This window comes from Thauera aminoaromatica, assembly GCF_000021765.1.
GTDB lineage: Bacteria > Pseudomonadota > Gammaproteobacteria > Burkholderiales > Rhodocyclaceae > Thauera > Thauera aminoaromatica.
Map to the genome: position 1 here is coordinate 1,487,045 of NC_011662.2, position 21,759 is coordinate 1,508,803.

Sequence of the window (21,759 nt, forward strand, 5' to 3'; positions counted from 1 at the left end):
CTGCGGCGGAAGGGCGAAGGCGGTCTCTCGGGCGCCGCATCGCGACTTGCGTCGCTCCCACGAAAACCGTCGCGTCTCGGGACACGCCGCATCGCGACTTGCGTCGCTCCCACGAAAACCGTCGCGTCTCGGGACACGCCGGATCGCGACTCGCGTCGCTCCCACACGAACCGCCGCGCCTCGGGAGGTGGTCGTAGGAGCGACGCAAGTCGCGATTCCCGCGCTTGCGCTGCGATCACCCCGCGACGCTCACAGGGCTTCGATCACCCCGTGGCGGTCGAGTTGCACCTCGTCGCAGTTGTGTCCCGGGCCGCTGCGGTCGATGACGAGGAAGTCGCACACCCCTTCGAGCGCGAGCAGCGGGTGGTGCCACACGCCGGTGGCGTAGTTCACCCCCTGGTCGGCGCGGGCGAGGAAGACCTTCAGGTCCTCGGCCGCGGGCGGCGCGCCGGCGGGGGCGACGACGACGAGGTAGGGCTTGCCCGACATCGGGACGAAGGCCTGCGAGGCGAGCGGGTGGCGCTCCATCATCTGCACCGTGAAGGGCAGGCTGCGCGGCTGGCCGCGGAAGATGGAGACGATCACGCGCCCGTCGGGCCCGGGCTCGATGTTGGCGAGGTCGTGGTAGCGCTCGGTGTTGCCGGCGTTGATGGTGAAGTGGCGGACCGCGTCGCTGACCTCGACGACCTCGCCATAGGGGGCGAAGGCCTCGCGGGTGAGCGGATGGACGGCGAGCGGGAGGGGGGCAGCGGTGCGCATGACGGGGTCTCGGTGACGGTTGGGGGGCGTGTGTCCGCCGGAGGGGGCTGAGAGGGGGGATCGCGACTCGCGTCGCTCCTACGCGAACCGACGCGGCTCCGGCAGCACCGGTGGGATCGCGACTCGCGTCGCTCCTACGAGAACCGACGCGGCTCCGGCAGCACCGGTAGGAGCGACGCAAGTCGCGATTGGCGGTTTCGGCAGCACGGGCAGGAGCGACGCAAGTCGCGATGGTCGGCGCGGGCATCCGTGGCGGCGCGAGCGCGGCCGCCGCCGGTCTCACTTCGCCTCGACCTTGCCCCACAGGCGCAGGCGCGAGACGCCGCCGTCGGGGAAGATGTTGAAGCGGACGTGGGTGATCGGCCCCAGTTTCGCGACCTGCTCCGTAAAGGTATGGATCGCGTCCATCTCCAGCTTCTGCTCGGGCAGCAGGGTCTGCCAGAACATCGACTGGGTGGTGATCGAGCGGTCGGTGCCGCCGCTGACGTAGGCGGCCTGCACCGAGCAGCGGTCGGGGTAGTTGCCCTTGAAGAAGGCGGTGTCGACCTCGATGCGCTCGACCGTGCCGGGGGCGCCGAGCTCGAGCACGCACCAGTCGTTGCCGGGCTCGCGGCGGCGTCGGGTCTCCCAGCCGTCGCCCATGTTCATGCCGCGCCCGGGCAGCAGCAGGGCGGCGGCGGATGAGCCGAAGCTGGCGTCGTTCCACGACAGCGCGCGGCCGCCGTTCTCCATCGCTACCAGGTCGACCAGCTCGCTGCCGGCGGCCTTGGCCGCGAGTGTGCCCACCGGGCGGCCGTAGACGCGCAGGCGGGCGATGCCGCCGTCGGGGTACATGTTCACGCGCAGGTGGGTCCACGCCGCGGTGCTGGCGCACTCGAGAAGGTGGTGGCTGTTGGGGCCCATCGGGCTGGCGGGGAGGATCTCGGTCCACTCGGCCGCCTGCAGGGCGGCGACGTCGTCGGTCTCGGACACGCAGGCCTCGATCGACACCGCGGGCGGGTAGTTGCCGGTGAAGTGGGAGGTGTCGACGTCGAAGCCGCGGATCACGCCCTTGACGCCGAGTTTCACGAGCGCCCAGTCGTGGCCGGCGACGCGCTTCCTGCGCGACTCCCAGCCGTCCATCCACTTGCCGTTGGTGTCGAACTTGCCGGGGACGAACTGCGCGGGTTCGGGGTTGAGCATGCGGCCGACTTCGGCGAAGAAGTCGTCGGAGGCGGCGATCGCCTTGGCGCCGAGGCGCGGGTTGGCGAGGTCGACCGAGCGCAGCGCCCAGTCGGGCAGCTCGGCAGCGGGGGCGAAGACGGGGGCGCCGGGGGTGTGGCTGGCCATGGGGGTTCTCCTTTGGGTTCGGGTCGTGAGGCAGGCGGGAAAGAGCCGGGAGTCGCTCGGGAAATCGCGGTCTGTCCCCGATTTCCCGATTTCCCCCCGGCTTACTTCGCTTGGTAGGGGTGGCGCTCGATCCAGTGGCGGGCGACGTCGACGCGACGGCACACCCACACGCGGTCGTGCTTCTCGATGTGGTCGAGGAAGCGCTGCAGGGCGCGGAAGCGGCCCGGGCGGCCGAGCAGGCGGCAGTGCATGCCGATCGACATCATCGCGGGACGCTCCTCGCCCTCGGCGTACATCACGTCGAAGGCGTCACGCAGGTATTCGAAGAACTCGTCGCCGTGCGAGAAGCCCTGCGGCAGCGCGAAGCGCATGTCGTTGGTGTCGAGCGTGTAGGGCACCACCAGATGCGGCACGGTCTCGCCGTCGGTCCTTCTCACCTCGGTCCACAACGGCAGGTCGTCGCCGTAATAGTCCGAGTCGTACAGGAAGCCGCCGTGGTCGGCGACCAGGCGGCGGGTGTTCGGGGAGTCGCGGCCGGTGTACCAGCCCAGTGCGCGCGTGCCGGTGAGGCGCTCGATGATCTCCATGCCGATCTTCATGTGCTCGCGCTCGATCTCCTCGGGCACGTTCTGGTAGTGGATCCAGCGCCAGCCGTGGCAGGCGATCTCGTGGCCGAGCTCCTTGAAGGCGGCGGTGAGCTCGGGGTGGCGCTCGAGTGCCATCGACACGCCGAAGATCGTCAGCGGCAGGCCGCGGCGCTCGAACTCGCGCAGGAAGCGCCAAACGCCCACGCGCGAGCCGTACTCGTAGATGCCCTCCATCGACAGGTGGCGGTCGGGGTAGCTCGCGGCATTGAAGAGCTCGGAGAGGAACTGCTCGCTGCCGGCGTCGCCGTGCAACACGCAGTGCTCGCCGCCTTCCTCGTAGTTGAGCACGAACTGCACCGCGATGCGGGCGCGGCCTGGCCAGTCGGCGTGGGGCGGGTTGCGGCCGTAGCCGACGAGGTCGCGGGGGTAGGTCGGGTTCGAGGTCATGGTGTTCTGTCCAGACAGGCGATCAGGGATTCAACAGGCCAATCGGCCTTGGGGGGCGTGTGGGAGCGACGCCAGTCGCGATCCGGGCGATGACTTGGCGCCGAATGTCGGCTTCGCACGGGCGGGGGCGTTTGATCGCGACTGGCGTCGCTCTCACGGAACCGACCTCGCCTGCCTCGCCGCGCGCTAGGCGCGACGCGCGTTTGATCGCGACTTGCGTCGCTCCTACCGCGCGGCTGCGTTGGCGGGGTGCTCCTGCAGGAGCGACGCAAGTCGCGCTTCCCGCGCCGAGATGCCGACCACCCGCGCCCTCGCGGCGGCCGTTCAGCTGTTCGTCCCGAACATCGCATCCAGCCGGAAGCGGGCGATCTTGCCGATCTCGGCCAGGCAGGTGCGGAATTCGGCGTCGCGCACGTTGGCCAGGCGGGCCTCGACGCGGTCCAGGATCTGGTGGCGGGTGAGGCCCTTGACCGCGACCACGAAGGGAAAGCCGAAGCGCGCGCGGTAGTCCTGGTTGAGCCGGCGCAGGCGCTGGAGCTCTTCCTTGCTGCACTGGTCGAGCCCGGCGCCGCGCTGCTCGCCGGTGGAGGCGGTGGTCAGCGTGCCTTCCTCGGCCTCCTTGCCGGCGAGCTCGGGGTGGGCGCAGATGAGGCCGAGCTGCTCGGCAGGGTCGGCGGTGTCGACCACCAGGCACATCGCGGCGTGCAGCGCGTCGATGCTGGCGAAGGGACCGGCGCTCCAGGCACGCTCGGCGATCCACGGCGAGTGCTCGAAGATGCCTTCGAGGCGGGCGACGAAGGCGTCCTGCGCCAGGCGGGAGAGTTCATCCAGGGCGGCGTCCAGCGCGGCGGCCGGGCGGTCGGGGGCGGTGGTTGGGGCGGTGGCGGGGGTGCTCATGGTGTCTCTTCCTGTCCTGTTCCTGTCGTTCAGTCCGCGGTGCGCGCGCCCTGGGCGAACCAGATGGCGATCTTCTCGCGCTCCTCTTCGGTGATGGCGGTGAGGTTGCCGAGCGGCATGTAGCCGCTGGCCACGGTCTGCGCGCTCATCACGGCATGGGCGGCGATCTGCTCGGGCGTCTGCAGCATCACGCCCTTGGGCGCCTGGGCGAAGCCCTCGAAGGTCGGCTTGTCGGCGTGGCAGGCGATGCAGCGCTGGGCCATGATCGCCTTGACGGTGGCGAAGCTCACCTTCTCGCCGCCGGCATCGACCTGCTTCGGTGCCATCAGCACCATCAGCAGCGCGATCAGCGCGACGCCGGCCGCCGGCAGCCACCACTTGACCTGGCCGCGGTGGCGCAGCACGAAGAACTGGCGGATCAGCACCCCGGCCACCATCAGCACGCCGAGCACCAGCCAGCCCTTGGCGTTGGCGTAGGTCATCGGGTAATGGTTGCTGATCATGATGAACAGCACCGGCAGCGTGAAGTAGGTGTTATGCACCGAGCGCTGCTTGCCGACGATGCCCGGCATCGGATCGACCTGCTCGCCGCGGCGGATCTGCTCGACCATCTTCTTCTGCCCGGGGATGATGTGGAAGAAGACGTTGGCCGCCATCATGGTGCCGAGCATGGCGCCGACGTGGATGTAGGCGCCGCGGGCCGAGAACACCTGGTGCAGCACGTAGTTCGCCACCATCACGAAGACGAACACGATCGCGGCGAGCACGCCGTCCTTGCCGATCATGTTGCGGCACAGCAGGTCGTAGAACACCCAGCCGGCGACCAGGAAGGTGATCGAGATGCCGACCGCGGCGGCAGGCGAGAGCGCCATCACGCTGCTGTCGATCAGGTAGCTCGAGGCGCCGATCCAGTAGATGACGGCCATCATGCCCATGCCCGACAGCCAGGTGGTGTAGGCCTCCCACTTCGACCAGTGCAGGTCCTGGGTGAGCGGCTCGCCCTTGGGGCCGGTGAGGTATTTCTGGCTGTGGTAGAAGCCGCCGCCATGCACCGCCCACAGCTCGCCGAACACGCCGCGCTTGGCGTCGTTCGGGTTCTTCGGCGGCTTCAGCGAGTTGTCCAGCATGACGAAGTAGAAGGACGCGCCGATCCAGGCGATGCCGGCGATCAGGTGCAGCCAGCGGACCAGCAGGTTGGCCCAGTCGAGCAGGTAGGCTTCCATGGTCTGTTCTCTTGTTCTCGATTCGGTTCGGTGTGGAGGTGGAAGCGCCGGGTTCAGCTGCCGCGGTAGGTGGAATAGCTCCACGGCGACACCAGCAGGGGCACGTGGTAGTGCTCGGCGACATCGGCGATGCCGAAGCGCAGCGCGACCTCGTCCACGAACGGCGGCTCGGGCAGGTTCAGGCCCAGCGCGCGGAAGTAGTCGCCGGCGGCGAAGACGATCTCGTACTTGCCGGCCTCGAGTGCGGCGCCTTCGAGCAGCGGCTTGTCGCAGCGGCCGTCGTGGTTGGTGACGCTGCGCGCGACTTCGCGGCGCTCGCCGTCGAGCCGGTACACGGTGACGGTGATGCCGGTTCCGGGCTTGCCGTGGGCGGTGTCGAGGACGTGGGTGGTCAGGCGGCCCATGCGCTTGTCTCCTGGTCTGGTGCGGGGCTGGGGGAATCGTGTGAGACGCAGTGTAAGCCGGGTCCGTGTTAACGGAACGCATATGTCCTTATATGTGATATATGCTCTCGCGTATCTGTCTGCTGGCGGCCAGTCGCTCCCGCCCCGGATCCACACAAGAACGACGAGGAGACCCACCATGAGCCTGCGGCGCAGTGACGACCCGCTCGACACCTACCTGTTGCGCGTGTTCGTGCTCCTGATCAGCGAGCGCAGCGTGTCGCGCACCGCGCTGCGCCTGAACCAGTCGCAGCCCGCGGTGAGCGCGGCCTTGAAGCGTCTGCGCGAGATCCTCGGCGATCCGCTGCTGGTGCGGGAGAAGGGCGGCATGGTGCCGACCGAGCGCGCGCTCGCGCTGATGTCGCACGCCAAGGGCGCGCTCGCCGAGATCGACCGCATGACCGATGCGCCGGAGTCCTTCGAGCCGCACAGCACCCGCCACGAGTTCCGCGTCGGCTCGCCCGACTATCTCGCGCCGGTGTTCGTCGCCAGCGTGGCCGAGCGCTTCCGCCGCGAGGCGCCGCAGGCGCGCCTGAGCCTGCACGCGCTGGGGCCGAGCTTCGACTTCGAGCGCTCGCTCGCGGAAGGGGACCTGGACGTGGTGATCGGCAACTGGCCCGAGCCGCCGCACCGCATGCACCTGTCGATGCTGCTCGAGGACGAGATCGTGTGCCTGGTGGCGGCCAGCCACCCGTGCGCGAAGAAGGGGATGAGCGTCGACGACTACCTGCGCGCCGCGCACGTGGTGCCGATGCCGTATTCGATCAGCCAGCGCGGGGTCATCGACAGCGTGCTGGCGTCGATGCGCATCAACCGCGACGAGCGCGTGGCGGTGCAGTCCTTCACCGCCGCACCCTACCTGCTGCAGGGCACCGATCTGGTGTTCACCACCACCCGGCACTTCGCGCAGTTCTACGCCAACCTGCTGCCGCTGGCGATCATCCCCTCGCCGATCGCCTTTCCACCGATGCGCTTCTACCAGCTCTGGCACGAGCGCAACCACCATTCCACCGGCCACCGCTGGCTGCGCCGACTGTTGTCGGATTGCGGGCGCAGGATCGCGCCACCGCATGCGTGAGCGGGATGGGGGCTTGCGGTCCGCGTGGTGCCTGCGGAGGAGCGCGGTGTTTCTGGAAACGGTGGATCGCGACTTGCGTCGCTCCTACGGAAACCGTTGTGGCGCTGGAACGCGGCGCGCCCCGAACCGCCGCGGCTCCGGAGCCATGCCGTAGGAGCGACGCAAGTCGCGATTGCCGCGCTGGATCGGCCGCGGTGCGAATCCCATGCGCCGGATCGCGACTCGCGTCGCTCCCACGCAGGAAGCACCGCGTCGCTCGCACGCAGGAGGCACCGCGTCGCGCCTGCGCAGGAAGTACCGCAGCGCTCAGCGGTCGATCGGCACCAGCATCACCGGGATGTCGGCCTTCATGGTGACCTTGTGTGCCACCGAGCCGAGCAGCAGCTCGCCGATGGTGCTGTGGCCGCGCGAGCCCATGACGATCACGTCGGCGAGCACATGCTTGGCGACGTCGAGGATGCGGCGCGAGGGGTCGCCCTCGAGCGCGCGCACGCTGGCGAGCACGCTCTTCACGTCGAGCTCGGGGTTGGCTTCGGCGAAGACGTCGATGCGATGGCGCAGCAGGGCCTCGGCCTTCTTGTGGCCGGCGAGCTTGATCTCGTCCATCTTCTCCTCGCTGAGGAACTCCTCGTAGGGCAGGCTGCTCGATGGAAGGGTCACGGTGACGGCGTGCAGCTTGGCGTTGAACTTCATCGCCAGGCCCACGGCGTGGCGGAATACCGCGGGCGAGCGCGGGGTCAGGTCGGAGGCGTAAAGGATCGAGCGGATTTCGTAGCTCATCGAGGGAACTCCCGGTTGCGGTGGTGTGGTCGGTGCCGGAGCGCGGTGTCCCGGCGGGCATCCTGCATTCTCGTGGCCGGTGGATCCGGCGATGCCTGCGCAGGCGTCCTGGACAAAGTGTAGAGGCGTGCGCCGCGCCGGCGCAGCCGCGCCGCCCGATAGCGCATATACGGAATGCGTGATGACGCTCACACGTGCGGCCTGCTTGCGGCCGGGCCGGCACGGGCGGGATGATGATGCAAGAACGGGCCGCGGCCCGCAGCCATGGAGAATCGCATGATCGATCTGTACACCGCCGCAACCCCCAACGGCCACAAGGTCTCGATCGCGCTCGAGGAGCTCGGCCTGGCGTACTCGCTGCGCGTGCTCGACCTGTCCGCCAACGAGCAGAAGGAGCCCTGGTTCCTCGCCATCAACCCCAACGGTCGCATCCCGGCGATCGTCGACCACGACGAGGGCGACTTCGCGGTCTTCGAGTCGGGCGCGATCCTGATCTACCTCGCCGAGAAGACCGGCCGGCTGATGCCGCAAGACGCCAGGGGGCGCTCGCGCGTGCTGCAGTGGCTGATGTTCCAGATGGGCGGCATCGGCCCGATGATGGGCCAGGCCAACGTCTTCTTCCGCTATTTCCCGGAGAAGATCCAGCCCGCGATCGACCGCTACCAGGGTGAGGTCAAGCGCCTGTTCCGCGTGCTCGACGGCCATCTGGCGAAGAACGAGTACCTCGCCGGCGACTATTCCATCGCCGACATCGCCAACTGGGCCTGGGTGCGCACGCACAACTGGTCGGGGGTGGCGATCGACGACCTGCCCGACCTCGCGCGCTGGCGCGACCAGATCCGCGCCCGCCCCGCCGTGCAGCGCGGCATCGAGATGCCGCCGTCCAGCTTCGACCGCGACGGCGACGGCGAGGAACAGGCCAAGGCGTTCTCGGCGAAGGTGCGCAACATGGTCGAGACCGGCCAGTCGCGCAGCGGTGGAGTCTGAGTGGCCCCGCGGCCCTGCCGGTTCAGGACATTCCAGGAGACCCCATGAAGCTCTATGTATCACCCCGGGCGCCCAATCCGCGCCGCGTGCAGATGTTCATCGCCGAGAAGGGCATCCGCGGCATCGAGGAGGTCGCGGTCGACCTCGTCAAGGGCGAGCACCGCAGCTCGGACCACCGCGCACGCAGCCCGCTCGCCAAGGTGCCGGTGCTGGAACTCGACGACGGCCGCTACCTCGGCGAGACGCGGGCGATCTGCAGCTACCTCGAAGGCCTCTACCCCGAGCCCAACCTGATGGGCGACAGCTTCGAGGAGCGTGCCTTCGTCGAGATGACCGACCGCCGCGTCGAGCTCTACCTCTTCGGTGGCATCATGAACTGCGTCCGCCACACCCATCCCGGGCTGGCGCCGCTCGAGCAGCCGCAGTTCGAGGATTTCGGCCGCTCGCAGGGCGAGAAGGTGCGCGAGGTGGCACGCTGGCTCGACGAGGAGCTCGGCCGCCAGCCCTTTGTCGCCGGCGAGCGCTTCACCATCGCCGACATCACGGCCTTTTGCGCGATCGAGTTCGCGCGCGGGCTGATGAGGTTCAGGCCCGGCGCGGAGGGCATGGCCAACCTGCAGGACTGGCGCGACCGCATCGCCGAGCGCCCGAGCGCGCGGGTCTAGGTGCGCGGCTGCGCGGGAAGGATCAGGAACGCGCGCGTTCGCGGCGGCTGCGGTCCAGCCAGTAGAGCAGCTTCGAGTACAGCACGGCGGGCATGATCGGCTTGGTCAGGAAGTCGTCCATGCCGGCTTCGAGGCAGCGGACCCGGTCCTCGGCGAAGGCATTGGCCGTCAGGGCGATGATCGGCACCTCGCGCCCCCAGTCCTGGGTCCGGATCCTGCGCGTCGCGGCGATCCCGTCGACAACCGGCATCTGCATGTCCATGAGGATCAGGGCCGGCTTGCAGCGTTCGGCGAGCGCCGCGGCCTCTTCTCCGTCGGCTGCGCATTCCGGCGCCAGCCCGCCGCGCGACAGCAGCACCCGGGCGATTTCCCGATTGACCTTGTCGTCGTCGGCCAGCAGCACGCATGCGCCGCCATGCCGCTCGGCGAGCGCGCTGCGGATCTCCAGGGGCGAACCCGTGGGCGCCACGACCTCGTCGGCCTTCACCTTGCGCAGGCGCGTGGTGAACCAGAATCGACTGCCGCGACCAGGCTCGCTCTCGGCGCCCGCCTGCCCGCCCATCAGCTCGGCGAGACGCGCGGTGATCGCCAGCCCGAGCCCGGTGCCGCCGTGCTCGCCCGTCGAGGTCGCCTCGGTCTGGGTGAAGGGCTTGAACAGACGCCGCAGTTCGGCGGCAGCGATGCCCGGCCCGGTGTCCTCGACCACGAAGCGGACGTCCACCGCGTCCGTGTCGACCGCGCTGGCGCTGCAGCGCACGGTGATGCCACCCCGCTCGGTGAATTTCAGCGCGTTGATGAGGTAGTTGACCAGCGCCTGGCGCAGACGCGTCGCGTCGCCGAGGAAGGTGCCCGGCGGCAGGTCGAACTCTGCACGCAGGCTCAGCCCCTTGGCCTCGGCCTGGTGGGCGAGCATCGCCATCGCCTCCTCGACCACGCCGCGCAGGTCGAGTGCGGCCTCGTCGAGCGTGAACTTCCCCGCTTCGATCTTCGACAGGTCGAGGATGCCGTTGATGATCGAGAGCAGGTGCCTGCCTGCGTTCTCGATCACGTCGAGCCGCTCCCGCTGGGACGCCGGCAACTCCTCCTGGTGCATCAGGTGCGACATGCCCAGGATTGCAGCGAGCGGTGTGCGGATCTCGTGGCTCATGCTGGCGAGGAAAGACGATTTCGCCTCGCTGACACTTTCCGCGTTCTCCTTGGCGCGCTTGAGCGCCTCGTGCGCCTTTTGCAGTTCGGCTTCCGCCTGGCGGCGACGGTTGATCTCCCGCGTCATCGCCATCGTGCGGTTGGCGAGCTTGTCGTACATCACCAGCACGGTCTCGACCAGGACGCGCATCGAACCCGACATGGTTTCGTCGGCTTGCGTCCTCGCCTGCTCGAGCGTCAATCCGCGCTGCACGCCGTGTACGACCAGGGCCATGCGGCGGTCCGCCTCGAGGATGTGCAGTGCCAGCCAGCGGGTCAGAAAGTTGACGATGTTCTCGATCACCGTCTCGAAGGGTTTGGTGGATTCCTCCGCCTTCAGACGCAGGACCTCGTCGATGAAACGGACGTGAGATTCATGGTGGCCCGCGACGCCGGCGTACTCGCCCAGATGCGCCTGCCAGAGCGCCTCCTCGGTGGTGAAATGGACCTCGACGTAATCGCGCAGCTGGTCGAACACCGAATTGAGCGTGGGGGCGTCGGATTGGAAGGCGAGATGCGTGACGAGACGGTTCAGCAGTGCCACGAGCTGCTGGTGCTGTGCATCGATGACCGCGATGCCGGTGGCGAAGTTGCTGTCCCACGGGAAGATCTCCATCTCGGTGATCATTGCTGCGGTGCTCCGGGCAGAGGATGGCATCTTGAAGGTGGCGAATATTGTAAATATTCCAGATATGGCGACGATGGTTGATATTTCACGCGTCGACGCGAATTCTGCCGGCTGCCGGCCTTGCCCTCAAACGCCCTCCTCACGGGGCGAGGTGGCGAGCGAGCTTCTGCAGCAGGATCTCGCGGTCGAACGGCTTCACCAGGAAGTCCACCGCACCGGCCTTGAGGCTGGCTTCGAGAACCTGGCGTTCGCTGTGACCGGTGATCATCACCACCGGGATGGCCGCAAAACGCGGGATGGCCTTCAGGCGTCGGGTGAGTTCCACACCGTTGAAGTCGGGCAGCGCGACATCCATCAGGATGAGATCGGGGGGCTGGCGGCCGAGCACCGCAAGGGCTTCGGCACCCGAGTGCGCGATGATCGAACGGTAGCCGGAATTGCCGAGCAGGCGTTCGAGCAGCTTGCACTGGAAGGCGTCGTCGTCGACCACCACGATGAGGGGCGGTGTCCTGCCAGCGAGTTCGCCGAGTTGGCGAGCCGCATCGAGTTGCGGCTTGACGTCCGCCTTGAGCCCGCCGATCCATTCGGTGAGCGGCACCACCTTCTTTTTCGCCTCGTCCACACGCAGCTTCGCTTCCTGGATGACGTCTTCTTGCGGTGTCACGGCGAACTGGGTCGGCCGATCCAGGCCCGAGGGCACGTCGCCGACGTCGAGCTCGAAGCTGTCCGTGAATGCGGGCAGGACGTCGAGGCCTGCGTCCGGGATGGTGGCGCTGTCGCTGGAGGGCGCTGCGGGCGCCGCAGGGCGGGGCTGCGCGCTGGAGGCTTCGATTTCCGCTGCCTGAAGTGCGCGCTCGAGCGCGTCAGCATGCTGACGACCGACCTCGATGCGATCGTCCAGCACGGTCTCCAGCTGGCTGATCGAGCGTGCATGCGCGGCGACCTCGCGTGCGTTCGGCGTGTCCCGCTGGGCCTGCAACGAGCGGCCGGCGATGAGGACCGACATGGCCAGGCGTGGCGTGTCGAACACCATGGGCCAGTACAGGACGTAGTCGTCGAAGTACTCCTTGCGGCACAGCTCGAATGCGCGATGGACGTTGTCCTTGTCGCACAGCACGATGCTGCGGTGAGGCAGGGAGTGCACCACCTCGCTGTGACGATAGAGGCCGAGCGAGTAGCGCTCGGCGCGCTCGAGGCTGGTGAAGGCCAGCACCACGACGTCGGGCTGGACGCGCTCGAAATCGGCGATGAAGCGACTCTCGATCGTCGACGTCTCGATGTGCTCGAAATGGTCCGCGAGCAGGCGCGCGATCTGGGCCGCATCGGCCGCGACGTCGGTAACGACCAAGACCTTGAGGGTCTCGAGGTTCATCGGTTCCGGCTCTGTCGGTGGGATCCGTATTCTAGCGGCTACCCAGGCCGGGGGGTATCACCACGCGCAGGCGGAACTCCTGCGGCCTGTGTGCCTTGCATCGCGGTGAGCGTGGCTGCCAGGGCCGCCTCGAGCAGCCCGCCCTGGCGCTGCACTTGGTCGCCATCGTCGTCGCGACCGGCCTGTTCGAGCGCGGCGCAGATTTCGCCGAGCTGCATGGCGCCGACCGAGCGCGAGGAGGACTTCAGGCGGTGGGCGAGCTCGCCGGCCCGGCGCCAGTCGCCGTCCTCGCACGCCTTGCGGATGCTGCGCACGGTGTCGCATGCGGAGAGCCGGTATTCGCCGAGAAACTCCGCGATCAGCGCCGCATCGTTGCCGATCAGTCCCGGCAAGGCCTGCGGATCGAACACCGCAGGAGGCGCCGCCGGGGCTGCCGGCGCGGTGCCGGCGGGAGTCCGCTGCTCGGTGTCCGGTTGCAGCCAGCGCGCGAGCACCTCCTGCAGCGCCGCAACCTGTACCGGCTTGAGGATGAAGTCGTCCATGCCGGCGTCGATGCAGCGCTCCTTCTCTCCGCGCAGGGCGTTTGCGGTGACCGCCACGATCGGCGTACGCCGGCCCGGCGCTTCCTCGCTGCGGATCCTCGCCGTGAGTTCGTAGCCGTCCATCCCGGGCATGTGGAGATCGGTCAGCAGCAGGCTGTATTGACCCTGCCGCCAGCGCTCGAGTGCCTCGAAGCCATCCTCGGCAGTGTCGCATTGCAGCCCGAGGAGTGCGAGCTGTCGCGCGATGACGCGACGATTGATGTCGTTGTCCTCGGCGACGAGGATGCGGCGACCGGACTCGCCGGCTCCGGGTGTCGCAAGCGGCGGCGTGGGCGAGGGGCGAGCGAGCGCCGTGCTGCGGGCTGGCTCGCTGCGCGTGGCCGAGCCGTTGGTCGCGGCAAGCGGGAGTGTGACCACGAAGCGGCTGCCACGCCCGGGAAGGCTGTTCACCTCCATCCGGCCCTTCATCATGCGCACGAGGCGCGTGCAGATCGACAGTCCGAGTCCGCTGCCGCCGAAGCGGCGGGTGGTGCTGGATTCGGCTTGCGAGAAGGGGTCGAAGATCTTCTCGATCGCCTCGGGGGCGATGCCGATGCCGTTGTCGGTGACCATGAAGCGGATCCGGCCTGCGCCGGCGGTCTCGACGCGAATCTCGACGCGGCCGGGGCGGTCGAGGCCGGAGGAGAACTTCACCGCGTTGCCGACGAGGTTGCCCAGGATCTGCTGCAGGCGCAGCGCGTCGGTGCGCACGACCGCGGGCACGTCGGGGTCGATGCGGGTACTCAGCCGGACCGACTTGCGGTTCGCGACCGTCTGCAGGATGCCGACGACACGCGCGATCAGGTCGGGGATCGATGCAGGGCCGACGTCGAGCTCGAGATTGCCCGACTCGATCCTGGAAAAGTCGAGGATGTCGTCGATCAGCCGCAGCAGGGTCTCGGCGGATTCGCGCATGATGCCGACCATCTCGACCTGTTCCGTGGAGAGCTGCGAATGGCTCAGCACGTCGAGCAGGCCGATCACCCCGTTCATCGGCGTGCGGATCTCGTGGCTCATCGTGGTGAGGAACTCGCTCTTTGCGCGGCTGGCGATGTTGGCCGCATCGAGTGCGTGCTGCAGTTCGGCCGTCCGGCTCTCGACGAGGCCCTCGAGGTGTTCGTGGTAGCGCAGCAGTTCCTCTTCCATGCGCCGTTGCGCGGTGATGTCCTGCTTGACCGCGACGTAGTGGGTGATGTGCCCGCTTTCGTCGTGGATCGGCGTGATCGTCACGCGCTCGAGGTACTCGCTGCCGTCCTTGCGGCGGTTGAAGAACTCGCCCTGCCAGGAGCGGCCGTGGGTGAGCGTGTTCCACAGGTCCGCATAGGTGGCCGGGGTGGTGCGTCCGGACTGCAGCAGGCGCGGGTTCTGGCCGATGGCCTCGGCACGGGAATAGCCGGTCTTGTCGATGAAGGCCTGGTTGACGTACTCGATCTCGGCCCGGGTGTTGGTGATGACGATGCTCTCCGGGCTCTCCTCGACGGCGCGCGACAGCTTGCGCAGCTCATCCTCGGCCGCCTTGCGCGCGCTGATGTCGAGTCCGAATGCGAAGCGCGCGACGGCGCGGCCGCGGTCGTCGAGCAGGGCGGTCACTCCGATCACGAGCGGCAGCCGGCTGCCGTCCTTGCGCAGGTGAACGGTCTCGAAACTGGCGTTGCCGATGCGATCGGCCTCGGCGAGGTGAGCATGGAGTTGCTCGCGCTCGTCCTCGGGGTAAAGTTCGTCGATCCGCATGCCGCGCAGCTCCTCGATCGAGTAGCCGTGCTGGCTCGCATAGGTGGCATTGACGTCGATGATCGTGTTGTCGGACACGTCGTGCATCGCGAGGCCGAGGTTCGACAGGCGGAAGAAGCGCTCCCAGCGTCGCGACAACGCTTCGGCCTGCTTGCGCTCGGTGATGTCGTGCACGATCGAGAAGACCATGGAGCGGTTGCCGTCCTCGGTCGGTCCGCTGTGGACCTCGACGTCGCGGACGGAGCCGTCGGCGCGGCGATGGCGGAACTCGAAGTGCTTGCGCTCTTCCGCATGGGCCGCCTTCAGTTCGACGAGCAGCGCCTGCGGGGACAGGGTGTTGATGTCCCCGATCTGCATCGTCTGCAGCGTTTTCCTGGACCAGCCGTAGAACTCCTCCGCGGCGGGGTTGGCGTCGAGGATGCGACCGCTCTCCGGGTCGAGGATCAGCATCACCGCGTGGCTGTTGTTGAAGATGTGCGCGTAGCGGGCTTCGCTGAGGTCGCGCGCGCGCTCGGCCTCGAGCTGTCGGGTGAGGTCCTTCGCGAAAGAGAGCAGCGAGACGAGCCGGCCTTGCGGGTCGCGGTTCGCCCGGTTGTGCCATTCGCAATGCAGCAGGCGGCCGTCGCGCGTGAAGTTGCGGCCGATCACCGGCGGTGTGGGACCGTCCGCGGTGATGGCCTGGCCGATCGCGCGCTTGACCTCCGCCGCGTCGTCCGGATGGGTGAAGCTCCATTCGTTGGGGCGCCTGCCGAGCACCTCCGCAGCGGACCAGCCGAAAACCCGCTCGGCCTCGGGCGACCAGCGCAGGACGCGCATGTCGCGGCCCCACTCGATGACCGCGAACGGGGCAGGCCTCGATGAAAAGCTCGATCGCTGCCGCGGAGGGGGACAAGGCTGGCGTCGGGGCAGGGAGGCTCACGGTGGCGCGCTGTGCCGGGTGCGGATCGTTCATCGGTCGCGATCTGCCCCGCCCCGGGGCTGCGTGCCGCTCCCGTGCAAGGCGTCCGTCGCGGACATCCGTGCGCGGAAGCTTTCCACCGCCTCGGGGCGGGCGAACAGGAAGCCTTGGAAGGCGTCGCAGCCGTTGTCGAGCAGACAGGCGTGCTGTGCGGAGGTTTCCACGCCCTCGGCGACGACGCGGATGCGCAGGGTGTCGGCGAGTGCCATGATGGTGCGCACGATCGCCAGGCTGCTGGCGTTGGCGGGCAGGTCGCGCACGAAGGTGCGGTCGATCTTGAGCTCGTCGAGCGGCAGGCGCTGCAGGTAGCCGAGCGAGGAGTAGCCGGTGCCGAAGTCGTCGATCGAGAAGCGTATGCCCATCTCGCGCAGGCGGGTCATGGCCTCGATGGCGCGCTCGATGTCGGTGAGCAGCAGCGATTCTGTGAGCTCGAGCTTGAGCCGCTCGGCGGGGGCGCCGGTGCGCGCCAGCAGCGCGAGCACCTCCTCGACGAAACCGGGCTCGTAGAGCTGGGCGGCGCTGACGTTGACCGCCATCACCAGGCCGTCGGCGCCGGGGAGCGCGACCCAGCGTGCGAGTTCCTCGCAGGCGAGCGCCATCGCCTCGCGTCCGAGCGCAGGCATCAGGCCCGCCTGCTCGGCGATCGGGATGAACAGGGCGGGCGGGGTCGGTCCGTGCCCCTCGCGGTTCCAGCGCAGCAGGGCCTCGGCGCCGATCAGGCGTCCGCCGGCGTCGAGCTGGGGCTGCAGGTGGAGCAGGAATGCGCCGGAGCCGATCGCGCCGCGCAGCTCGGTCTCCAGCGCGAGCCGGTCGGCCAGCTCGGTACGCATGTGCGGATCGAAGACGCGGGCGGTGTTCTTGCCCGAGCGCTTGGCCTCGTACATCGACAGGTCGGCGCGCTGCATCAGTTCGTCGGCCGTGTGCTCGTGGCCGTTGAAGATCACCAGGCCCAGGCTCGCGGTGCATTTGCGGTCGAGTCCGTCGAGACGGTAGGGATGGCCGAGCTGTTCGAGCAGTTTGTCCGCGACCTGACGCGCGGCGAGCAAGGCCTCGTCGGCAGATTCGGCGAGCAGCTCGAGCAGGACCACGAACTCGTCGCCGCCGAAGCGTGCCACCGTGTCGGATTCGCGCACCACGCCGCGCAGGCGTGCACCGGCCTCGCGCAGCAGCACGTCGCCGTTGTGGTGGCCGAGCAGGTCGTTGATGTCCTTGAAGTCGTCCAGGTCGATGAACATCAGCGCGCCGTGCAGGCCGGTGCGCGCATTGGTGGCGATCGCGTGGCCGAGGCGCTCGACGAGCAGGCGGCGGTTGGGCAGCGTGGTGAGCGGGTCGTAGTAGGCGAGCTTGCGGATGCGCTCCTCGGCGGCCACGTTGGGCGTGATGTCCTGCACCAGGATGGCCGCCGCGCGGCGCCCGCCGATCGGGGCGTCGATGGCCTGGATCCAGGCCTGGAATTCGCGGTGGCCGGCGGGCGTGTCGAGCGCATAGCGGGCGCAGGTCCGCTCCGGGCTGGTCAGGGCTTGCTCCAGCGCCTCGCGCAGCACGGCGGCCGGTCCCGCGGGCAGCACGTCCTCGGAGCGTCGACCGATCACCTGCTCGGGCGGTGCGGCGAGCAGGTTTTCCTGGCGGGTGATGACCTCGAGGTAGCGGCCGTCCTCGTCGACCACGAAGACCAGGTCGGGGATGGCCGCGGTGATCGCGCGCAGGCGCGCCTCGCTCGCCGCCAGCGCGCGTTCGGTCGCGCGGCGCTGCTCGAGGTCGCGCAGCAAGGCGCCGAGCAGCAGCGTGGCGGCCCCCATCAGCAGCAGGTAGGGCAGGCCGAGGTTGGCGAAGAGACCGGCGAGGGACTGGTTGGGGACCGTTGCGATCAGCAGCAGGCTGGTGGCGTGGGTGAATACGCCGAAGAGGAAGAGCTGCAGCGGCGCCGGCCGCAGCCAGCCGCGCGCGGCGCCGAGGCGGAAGGCGAGGCCGAGCAGCACCGCCAGCGTGATCGTCGTCACGCCGATGAAGACGCCGCTGCCGCCCAGCCAGATGCGATAGGCTGCGGCGGCCAGGCCGGCCACGGCGCCGGCGAGCGGACCGCCGAAGAGTGCGCCCACGCTCAGCACCACCGAGCGCGGATCCACGATGACGCCGGGCGCCAGCGTGATCGGCATCATCATGCCGGCGATGCAGGCCAGCCCGTAGATCAGCCCGGACCCGACCGCGAATGCCGGGCCGCCGTGCGCGCAGCGGCGTGCCAAACCGCCCTGCAGCAGGCAGAGGGCGAGCAGCAGGGCGGTGGCCTGGAGCAGGTCGAGGATCATCGGGCGGGTACGGGCAGGCGGACCTGCGCCGGAGCGTGTTCGGATGCCGCAGATGCTAGCCCGCGCTCCGCCCGGCTGCTGCCGACTGCGTCACGCGCGACCCGAGATGGGTTGTCCCGCGCTGGAGGGCTGCCGAGCCGCCGCGGTCGCGGCGAAAGGCGTCAGGCCTCGGGCCGGTAGGGCTTGCCGAGCGAGACCGGCGAGTTGAGCCGGATCGTGTTGCCGTTGCGCGAGATCGCCACCAGCACCACGATGGTCGCCCAGTAGGGCAGGGACGACAGCAGCTGCGAGGGGAAGTCGATCTGCAGCCCCGAGCCCTGGATGAAGAGCTGGGTGACCATCACGCCACCGAACAGATAGGCCCCGACCATCACCCGCAGCGGCCGCCAGGTCGCGAACACCACCAGCGCGAGCGCGATCCAGCCGCGCCCGGCGACCATGCCCTCGGCCCACATCGGCGTGTAGAACACCGACAGGAAGGCGCCGCCGATGCCGGCCATGGCGCCGCCGAACAGCACCGCGAGGTAACGGATGCGGATCACCGGGTAGCCGATCGCGTGCGCCGACGCGGGCGATTCGCCCACCGCGCGCAGCACCAGCCCGGCGCGGCTGCGGTGCAGGAACCACAGCAGGCCCCAGAACAGCGCCCAGGAGAAATACACCAGCGCCTGCTGGTTGTAGAGCGCTTCGCCGATCAGCGGCAGGTCGGCGATGAAGGGGATGCGGATCGGCGGCACCGCCTGCAGCGCCACCGCCTCGTAGGGCTTGCCGACGAAGGCCGCCAGGCCGACGCCGAAGATCGCCAGGGCCAGGCCGGAGGCGACCTGATTGGCCATCAGGGTGAGCACGAGCAGGCCGAAGAGCGCCGCCATCGCCATGCCTGCGCCCATGCCGGCGGCCACGCCCAGCCACGGGTTGCCGCTCTCGTGGGTGACGGCGAAGGCGGCGACCGCGCCCATCGCCATCATGCCCTCGGCGCCGAGGTTGAGCACCCCGGCCTTCTCGTTCACCAGCAGACCGAGGGCGACGATGATCAGCGGCGTGCCCGCCACCACGGTGGCGAACAGCATCGAGGTGAAGAGACTCGCGTCCATGGCGGCCTCCTCAAGTGCCACGCCGGCGCAGGCGCAGGCGGTAGTGGATGAAGACGTCGGCGCCGAGCAGGAAGAAGAGCAGCATGCCCTGGAACACCATCGAGATCGAGTTGGGCAGGTTCAGGTATTGCTGCGCCTGCTCGCCGCCGATGTAGAGCAGGGCCATGAGCAGGCTGGCGAGCAGGATGCCGAAGGCGTTGAGCCGCCCGACGAAGGCGACGATGATGGCGGCGAAGCCGTAGCCGCTGCCGACCTTGTCGGTGAGCTGGCCCATCGGCCCGGCCACCTCGCCCATGCCGGCCAGCCCGGCGGCGGCGCCGCCGAGGAGCAGGCCCACCCAGATCATGCGGGTGGCCGAGAAGCCGGCGTAGCGCGCGGCGTCGGCGGCCTCGCCGGCGACCCGCATGCGAAAGCCCGCGTGGCTGCGGTTCATGAAGGCGTAGCCGGCCACCAGGGCGGCGAGCGCGATCGCGAAGCCGAAATGCAGGCGGGTGCCCTCGATCACCATCGGCAGGGTCGCCGCCTCGGCGAACATCCGCGTCTGCGGGAAGTTGAAGCCGTCGGGGTCCTTCCATGGCCCGAACACCAGCCAGGACACGAAGAGCTGGGCCACATAGACCAGCATCAGCGACACCAGGATCTCGTTGGCGTTGAAGCGCGTGCGCAGCAGCGCCGGGATCGCCGCCCAAGCCGCCCCGCCCGCGGCGCCGGCGAGGACCATTGCCGGCAGCACCAGGGCGCTCTCGGCGTCGCCGAAGTACAGCGCCACGCCGGTGGCGGCCACCGCGCCGAGCATGAACTGGCCCTCGGCGCCGATGTTCCACACGTTGGCGCGGAAGCCGATCGCCAGGCCGATCGCGCACAGCATCAGCGGCGTGGCCTTGAGCAGCAGTTCGGAGAGCGCGTAGAGGTCCTTGACCGGGTTGAGGAAGAAGACGCGGAAGCCTTCGACCGGGTCCTTGCCGAGCGCGGCGAACACCGCCAGGCCGCCGACGAGCATCAGTGCCACCGCGAGCAGCGGCGAGGCCCAGGCCATCAGCCGCGAGGGTTCGGCACGGGCTTCGAGCTCAAGCATGCGGGGTCTCCGTCGCGAGGGGCGCGCCGGCAGTGTGCTCGGCGCCCGGCCACAGTCCGCTCATCCACACGCCGATGTCCTCGATGCTGGTGTCGCGGGCGGCGCGCACCGGCGACAGCCGGCCCTTGGCGATCACCGCGATGCGGTCGCAGATCTCGAACAGCTCGTCGAGCTCCTCCGAGATCACCAGCACCGCGCAGCCGCGGTTGCGCAGGTCGATGATCCGCTGGCGGATGAAGGCGGCGGCGCCGACGTCCACGCCCCAGGTGGGCTGCGCGCATACGAGCAGGCGCGGGGCCTGCAGGATCTCGCGGCCGACGATGAACTTCTGCAGGTTGCCGCCCGACAGCGACTTGGCCGCGGCGGCCGTGCCGCCACAGCGGACGTCGAACTCGTCGATGCAGCGCCGTGCGAACGCGCGCGCACGCCCGAAGCGCAGGAAGCCGGCGGCCACCATGCCCTGGTTGTGCGCGGCGGTGAGGAGCGCGTTGTCGGCGAGCGACATCGTCGGCACCGCGCCGCGGCCGAGGCGCTCCTCGGGCACGAAGGCCATGCCGAGCCGCCGCCGCCGCCCCGGCGACAGCCGGCCGGCCTCGACACCGCAGATCTGCACGGGGAATTTCTCCGCCAGCGGCGCCTCGCCCGAGATCACGCGCAGCAGCTCCTGCTGGCCGTTGCCCGAGACTCCGGCAATGCCGACGATCTCGCCGGCATGGACGTCGAGGTGGAGGTCGCGCAGGTCGGTGCCGAAGGGGTCGTCCGCGGCGTGCGAGAGCCCGGCCAGGCGCAGGCGGACTTCGCTGCCGGCCTGCCGCGCGTCGTGCTCGCAGCGCGGCAGTTCCTTGCCGATCATCAGGCGCGCCATCGAGGCGGGGGTCTCCTGCGCCGGGATGCACTCGCCGGTGACCTTGCCGCCGCGCAGCACGGTGGCGGTGTGGCAGAGCGTGCGGATCTCGTCGAGCTTGTGGCTGATGTAGAGGATCGAGCAGCCTTCGTCGGCGAGCCGGCGCAGGGTCTCGAAGAGCTTGCGCACCGCCTGCGGCGTGAGCACCGAGGTGGGCTCGTCCATGATCAGCAGGCGCGGGTCCTGGAGCAGGCAGCGGATGATCTCGACGCGCTGGCGCTCGCCCACCGACAGGGCGTGGATGTGGCGGCGCGGATCGACCGGCAGGCCGTAGCGCTCCGAGACCTCGACGATGCGCCGCGCGAGCGCGTCGAGCGCGGGCTTGCCGGGCAGGGCCAGGGCGACGTTTTCCACCACGGTCAGCGTCTCGAACAGCGAGAAGTGCTGGAACACCATGCCGATGCCCAGGCTGCGCGCATGCGCCGGGCTGGCGACCGCGACCTCCTCGCCCTCCCAGAACATGCGCCCGCTGCTTGGCCGGGTGACGCCGTAGATGATCTTCATCAGCGTCGACTTGCCGGCGCCGTTCTCGCCGAGGATGGCGCGGATCTCGCCCGCGCGCACGACGAGGCCGATGTCGTGGTTGGCGACCACCGTCGGGTAGGCCTTGCTGATGCCCTGCAGGACCAGTCGGGCAGGGCCGGCGGCGGTGTCCGGCTGCAGGGGGGGATACGGGATGGGCACGTCGATTCGAAGCGGTGTGTCGTCGGTCGGAAAGCGGGCGCGTGCG

General features: G+C 69.2%; 17 protein-coding genes. 3 read left to right on the forward strand and 14 right to left on the reverse strand.

What is annotated here, in order from left to right; genetic code table 11:
• Positions 1 to 249: 249 nt before the first annotated feature.
• The 6 genes from TMZ1T_RS06580 to uraH form a co-directional block, all read right to left on the reverse strand.
• Positions 250 to 759 (reverse strand): ureidoglycolate lyase, encoded by a 510-nt coding sequence (locus tag TMZ1T_RS06580; RefSeq protein WP_004304767.1) that lies wholly within the window; start codon positions 757 to 759, stop codon positions 250 to 252.
• A 279-nt stretch (positions 760 to 1,038) separates the two neighbouring features.
• Positions 1,039 to 2,088, reverse strand: coding sequence for an allantoicase (gene alc / locus TMZ1T_RS06585; RefSeq protein WP_004304765.1), 1,050 nt, complete (start codon positions 2,086 to 2,088; stop codon positions 1,039 to 1,041).
• A 101-nt stretch (positions 2,089 to 2,189) separates the two neighbouring features.
• The gene (gene puuE, locus TMZ1T_RS06590) at positions 2,190 to 3,122 is read right to left on the reverse strand and encodes an allantoinase PuuE (protein ID WP_004304763.1); all 933 of its coding nucleotides are present in this window, start codon (positions 3,120 to 3,122) and stop codon (positions 2,190 to 2,192) included.
• Positions 3,123 to 3,446: 324 nt separating this feature from the next.
• Positions 3,447 to 4,019: a 2-oxo-4-hydroxy-4-carboxy-5-ureidoimidazoline decarboxylase gene (uraD, locus tag TMZ1T_RS06595; RefSeq protein ID WP_004304761.1), complete on the reverse strand. Its 573-nt coding sequence runs from the start codon at positions 4,017 to 4,019 to the stop codon at positions 3,447 to 3,449.
• A 29-nt stretch (positions 4,020 to 4,048) separates the two neighbouring features.
• Positions 4,049 to 5,242, reverse strand: a complete 1,194-nt coding sequence (locus TMZ1T_RS06600; RefSeq protein ID WP_004304758.1) for a urate hydroxylase PuuD — start codon at positions 5,240 to 5,242, stop codon at positions 4,049 to 4,051.
• Positions 5,243 to 5,295: 53 nt separating this feature from the next.
• Positions 5,296 to 5,646, reverse strand: coding sequence for a hydroxyisourate hydrolase (gene uraH, locus TMZ1T_RS06605; RefSeq protein ID WP_004304756.1), 351 nt, complete (start codon positions 5,644 to 5,646; stop codon positions 5,296 to 5,298).
• A 178-nt stretch (positions 5,647 to 5,824) separates the two neighbouring features.
• Between uraH and TMZ1T_RS06610 the strand changes: the two genes are divergently transcribed.
• Positions 5,825 to 6,763 carry a LysR family transcriptional regulator gene (locus TMZ1T_RS06610; RefSeq protein WP_004304754.1) on the forward strand — a complete coding sequence of 313 codons (939 nt, stop codon included), beginning with the start codon at positions 5,825 to 5,827 and terminating at the stop codon, positions 6,761 to 6,763.
• Positions 6,764 to 7,069: 306 nt separating this feature from the next.
• Here TMZ1T_RS06610 and TMZ1T_RS06615 read toward each other — a convergent pair whose 3' ends face one another.
• On the reverse strand, positions 7,070 to 7,543 hold the full coding sequence (locus TMZ1T_RS06615) for a universal stress protein (RefSeq protein WP_004304752.1): 474 nt from the start codon (positions 7,541 to 7,543) through the stop codon (positions 7,070 to 7,072).
• 276 nt (positions 7,544 to 7,819) lie between these two features.
• Here TMZ1T_RS06615 and TMZ1T_RS06620 point away from each other — a divergent pair, with 276 nt between their 5' ends.
• Both TMZ1T_RS06620 and TMZ1T_RS06625 read left to right on the forward strand, forming a co-directional pair.
• Positions 7,820 to 8,530, forward strand: coding sequence for a glutathione S-transferase family protein (locus TMZ1T_RS06620; RefSeq protein ID WP_012584976.1), 711 nt, complete (start codon positions 7,820 to 7,822; stop codon positions 8,528 to 8,530).
• Positions 8,531 to 8,574: 44 nt separating this feature from the next.
• The gene (locus TMZ1T_RS06625; RefSeq protein ID WP_012584977.1) at positions 8,575 to 9,195 is read left to right on the forward strand and encodes a glutathione S-transferase family protein; all 621 of its coding nucleotides are present in this window, start codon (positions 8,575 to 8,577) and stop codon (positions 9,193 to 9,195) included.
• A gap of 22 nt (positions 9,196 to 9,217) precedes the next feature.
• Here TMZ1T_RS06625 and TMZ1T_RS06630 read toward each other — a convergent pair whose 3' ends face one another.
• The 7 genes from TMZ1T_RS06630 to TMZ1T_RS06660 all read right to left on the reverse strand — a co-directional run bounded on the left by TMZ1T_RS06630 (position 9,218) and on the right by TMZ1T_RS06660 (position 21,713).
• A complete protein-coding gene (locus TMZ1T_RS06630; protein WP_012584978.1) occupies positions 9,218 to 11,008 on the reverse strand; it encodes a bacteriohemerythrin in 1,791 nt (596 codons plus the stop codon).
• Between the two features lie 139 nt (positions 11,009 to 11,147).
• Positions 11,148 to 12,380: a response regulator gene (locus TMZ1T_RS06635; protein ID WP_004304744.1), complete on the reverse strand. Its 1,233-nt coding sequence runs from the start codon at positions 12,378 to 12,380 to the stop codon at positions 11,148 to 11,150.
• Positions 12,381 to 12,418: 38 nt separating this feature from the next.
• Complete coding sequence (locus TMZ1T_RS06640; RefSeq protein WP_012584979.1) at positions 12,419 to 15,508, reverse strand: PAS domain S-box protein; 3,090 nt, start codon at positions 15,506 to 15,508, stop codon at positions 12,419 to 12,421.
• 132 nt (positions 15,509 to 15,640) lie between these two features.
• Positions 15,641 to 17,956 (reverse strand): putative bifunctional diguanylate cyclase/phosphodiesterase, encoded by a 2,316-nt coding sequence (locus TMZ1T_RS06645; RefSeq protein WP_012584980.1) that lies wholly within the window; start codon positions 17,954 to 17,956, stop codon positions 15,641 to 15,643.
• Positions 17,957 to 18,117: 161 nt separating this feature from the next.
• A complete protein-coding gene (locus TMZ1T_RS06650; RefSeq protein ID WP_004304738.1) occupies positions 18,118 to 19,050 on the reverse strand; it encodes an ABC transporter permease in 933 nt (310 codons plus the stop codon).
• Between the two features lie 10 nt (positions 19,051 to 19,060).
• The gene (locus tag TMZ1T_RS06655) at positions 19,061 to 20,125 is read right to left on the reverse strand and encodes an ABC transporter permease (protein WP_012584981.1); all 1,065 of its coding nucleotides are present in this window, start codon (positions 20,123 to 20,125) and stop codon (positions 19,061 to 19,063) included.
• Positions 20,118 to 21,713 carry an ABC transporter ATP-binding protein gene (locus TMZ1T_RS06660; RefSeq protein WP_012584982.1) on the reverse strand — a complete coding sequence of 532 codons (1,596 nt, stop codon included), beginning with the start codon at positions 21,711 to 21,713 and terminating at the stop codon, positions 20,118 to 20,120. Before TMZ1T_RS06660 ends, TMZ1T_RS06655 begins: the two co-directional genes overlap by 8 nt.
• Positions 21,714 to 21,759 lie beyond the last annotated feature (46 nt).

Coding starts and splice junctions, on each gene's coding strand:
- TMZ1T_RS06580 (WP_004304767.1), bottom strand. CDS start 759: ATGCGCACCGCTGCCCCCCTCCCGCTCGCCGTCCATCCGCTCACCCGC.
- alc (WP_004304765.1), bottom strand. CDS start 2,088: ATGGCCAGCCACACCCCCGGCGCCCCCGTCTTCGCCCCCGCTGCCGAG.
- puuE (WP_004304763.1), bottom strand. CDS start 3,122: ATGACCTCGAACCCGACCTACCCCCGCGACCTCGTCGGCTACGGCCGC.
- uraD (WP_004304761.1), bottom strand. CDS start 4,019: ATGAGCACCCCCGCCACCGCCCCAACCACCGCCCCCGACCGCCCGGCC.
- TMZ1T_RS06600 (WP_004304758.1), bottom strand. CDS start 5,242: ATGGAAGCCTACCTGCTCGACTGGGCCAACCTGCTGGTCCGCTGGCTG.
- uraH (WP_004304756.1), bottom strand. CDS start 5,646: ATGGGCCGCCTGACCACCCACGTCCTCGACACCGCCCACGGCAAGCCC.
- TMZ1T_RS06610 (WP_004304754.1), top strand. CDS start 5,825: ATGAGCCTGCGGCGCAGTGACGACCCGCTCGACACCTACCTGTTGCGC.
- TMZ1T_RS06615 (WP_004304752.1), bottom strand. CDS start 7,543: ATGAGCTACGAAATCCGCTCGATCCTTTACGCCTCCGACCTGACCCCG.
- TMZ1T_RS06620 (WP_012584976.1), top strand. CDS start 7,820: ATGATCGATCTGTACACCGCCGCAACCCCCAACGGCCACAAGGTCTCG.
- TMZ1T_RS06625 (WP_012584977.1), top strand. CDS start 8,575: ATGAAGCTCTATGTATCACCCCGGGCGCCCAATCCGCGCCGCGTGCAG.
- TMZ1T_RS06630 (WP_012584978.1), bottom strand. CDS start 11,008: ATGATCACCGAGATGGAGATCTTCCCGTGGGACAGCAACTTCGCCACC.
- TMZ1T_RS06635 (WP_004304744.1), bottom strand. CDS start 12,380: ATGAACCTCGAGACCCTCAAGGTCTTGGTCGTTACCGACGTCGCGGCC.
- TMZ1T_RS06640 (WP_012584979.1), bottom strand. CDS start 15,508: ATGCGCGTCCTGCGCTGGTCGCCCGAGGCCGAGCGGGTTTTCGGCTGG.
- TMZ1T_RS06645 (WP_012584980.1), bottom strand. CDS start 17,956: ATGATCCTCGACCTGCTCCAGGCCACCGCCCTGCTGCTCGCCCTCTGC.
- TMZ1T_RS06650 (WP_004304738.1), bottom strand. CDS start 19,050: ATGGACGCGAGTCTCTTCACCTCGATGCTGTTCGCCACCGTGGTGGCG.
- TMZ1T_RS06655 (WP_012584981.1), bottom strand. CDS start 20,125: ATGCTTGAGCTCGAAGCCCGTGCCGAACCCTCGCGGCTGATGGCCTGG.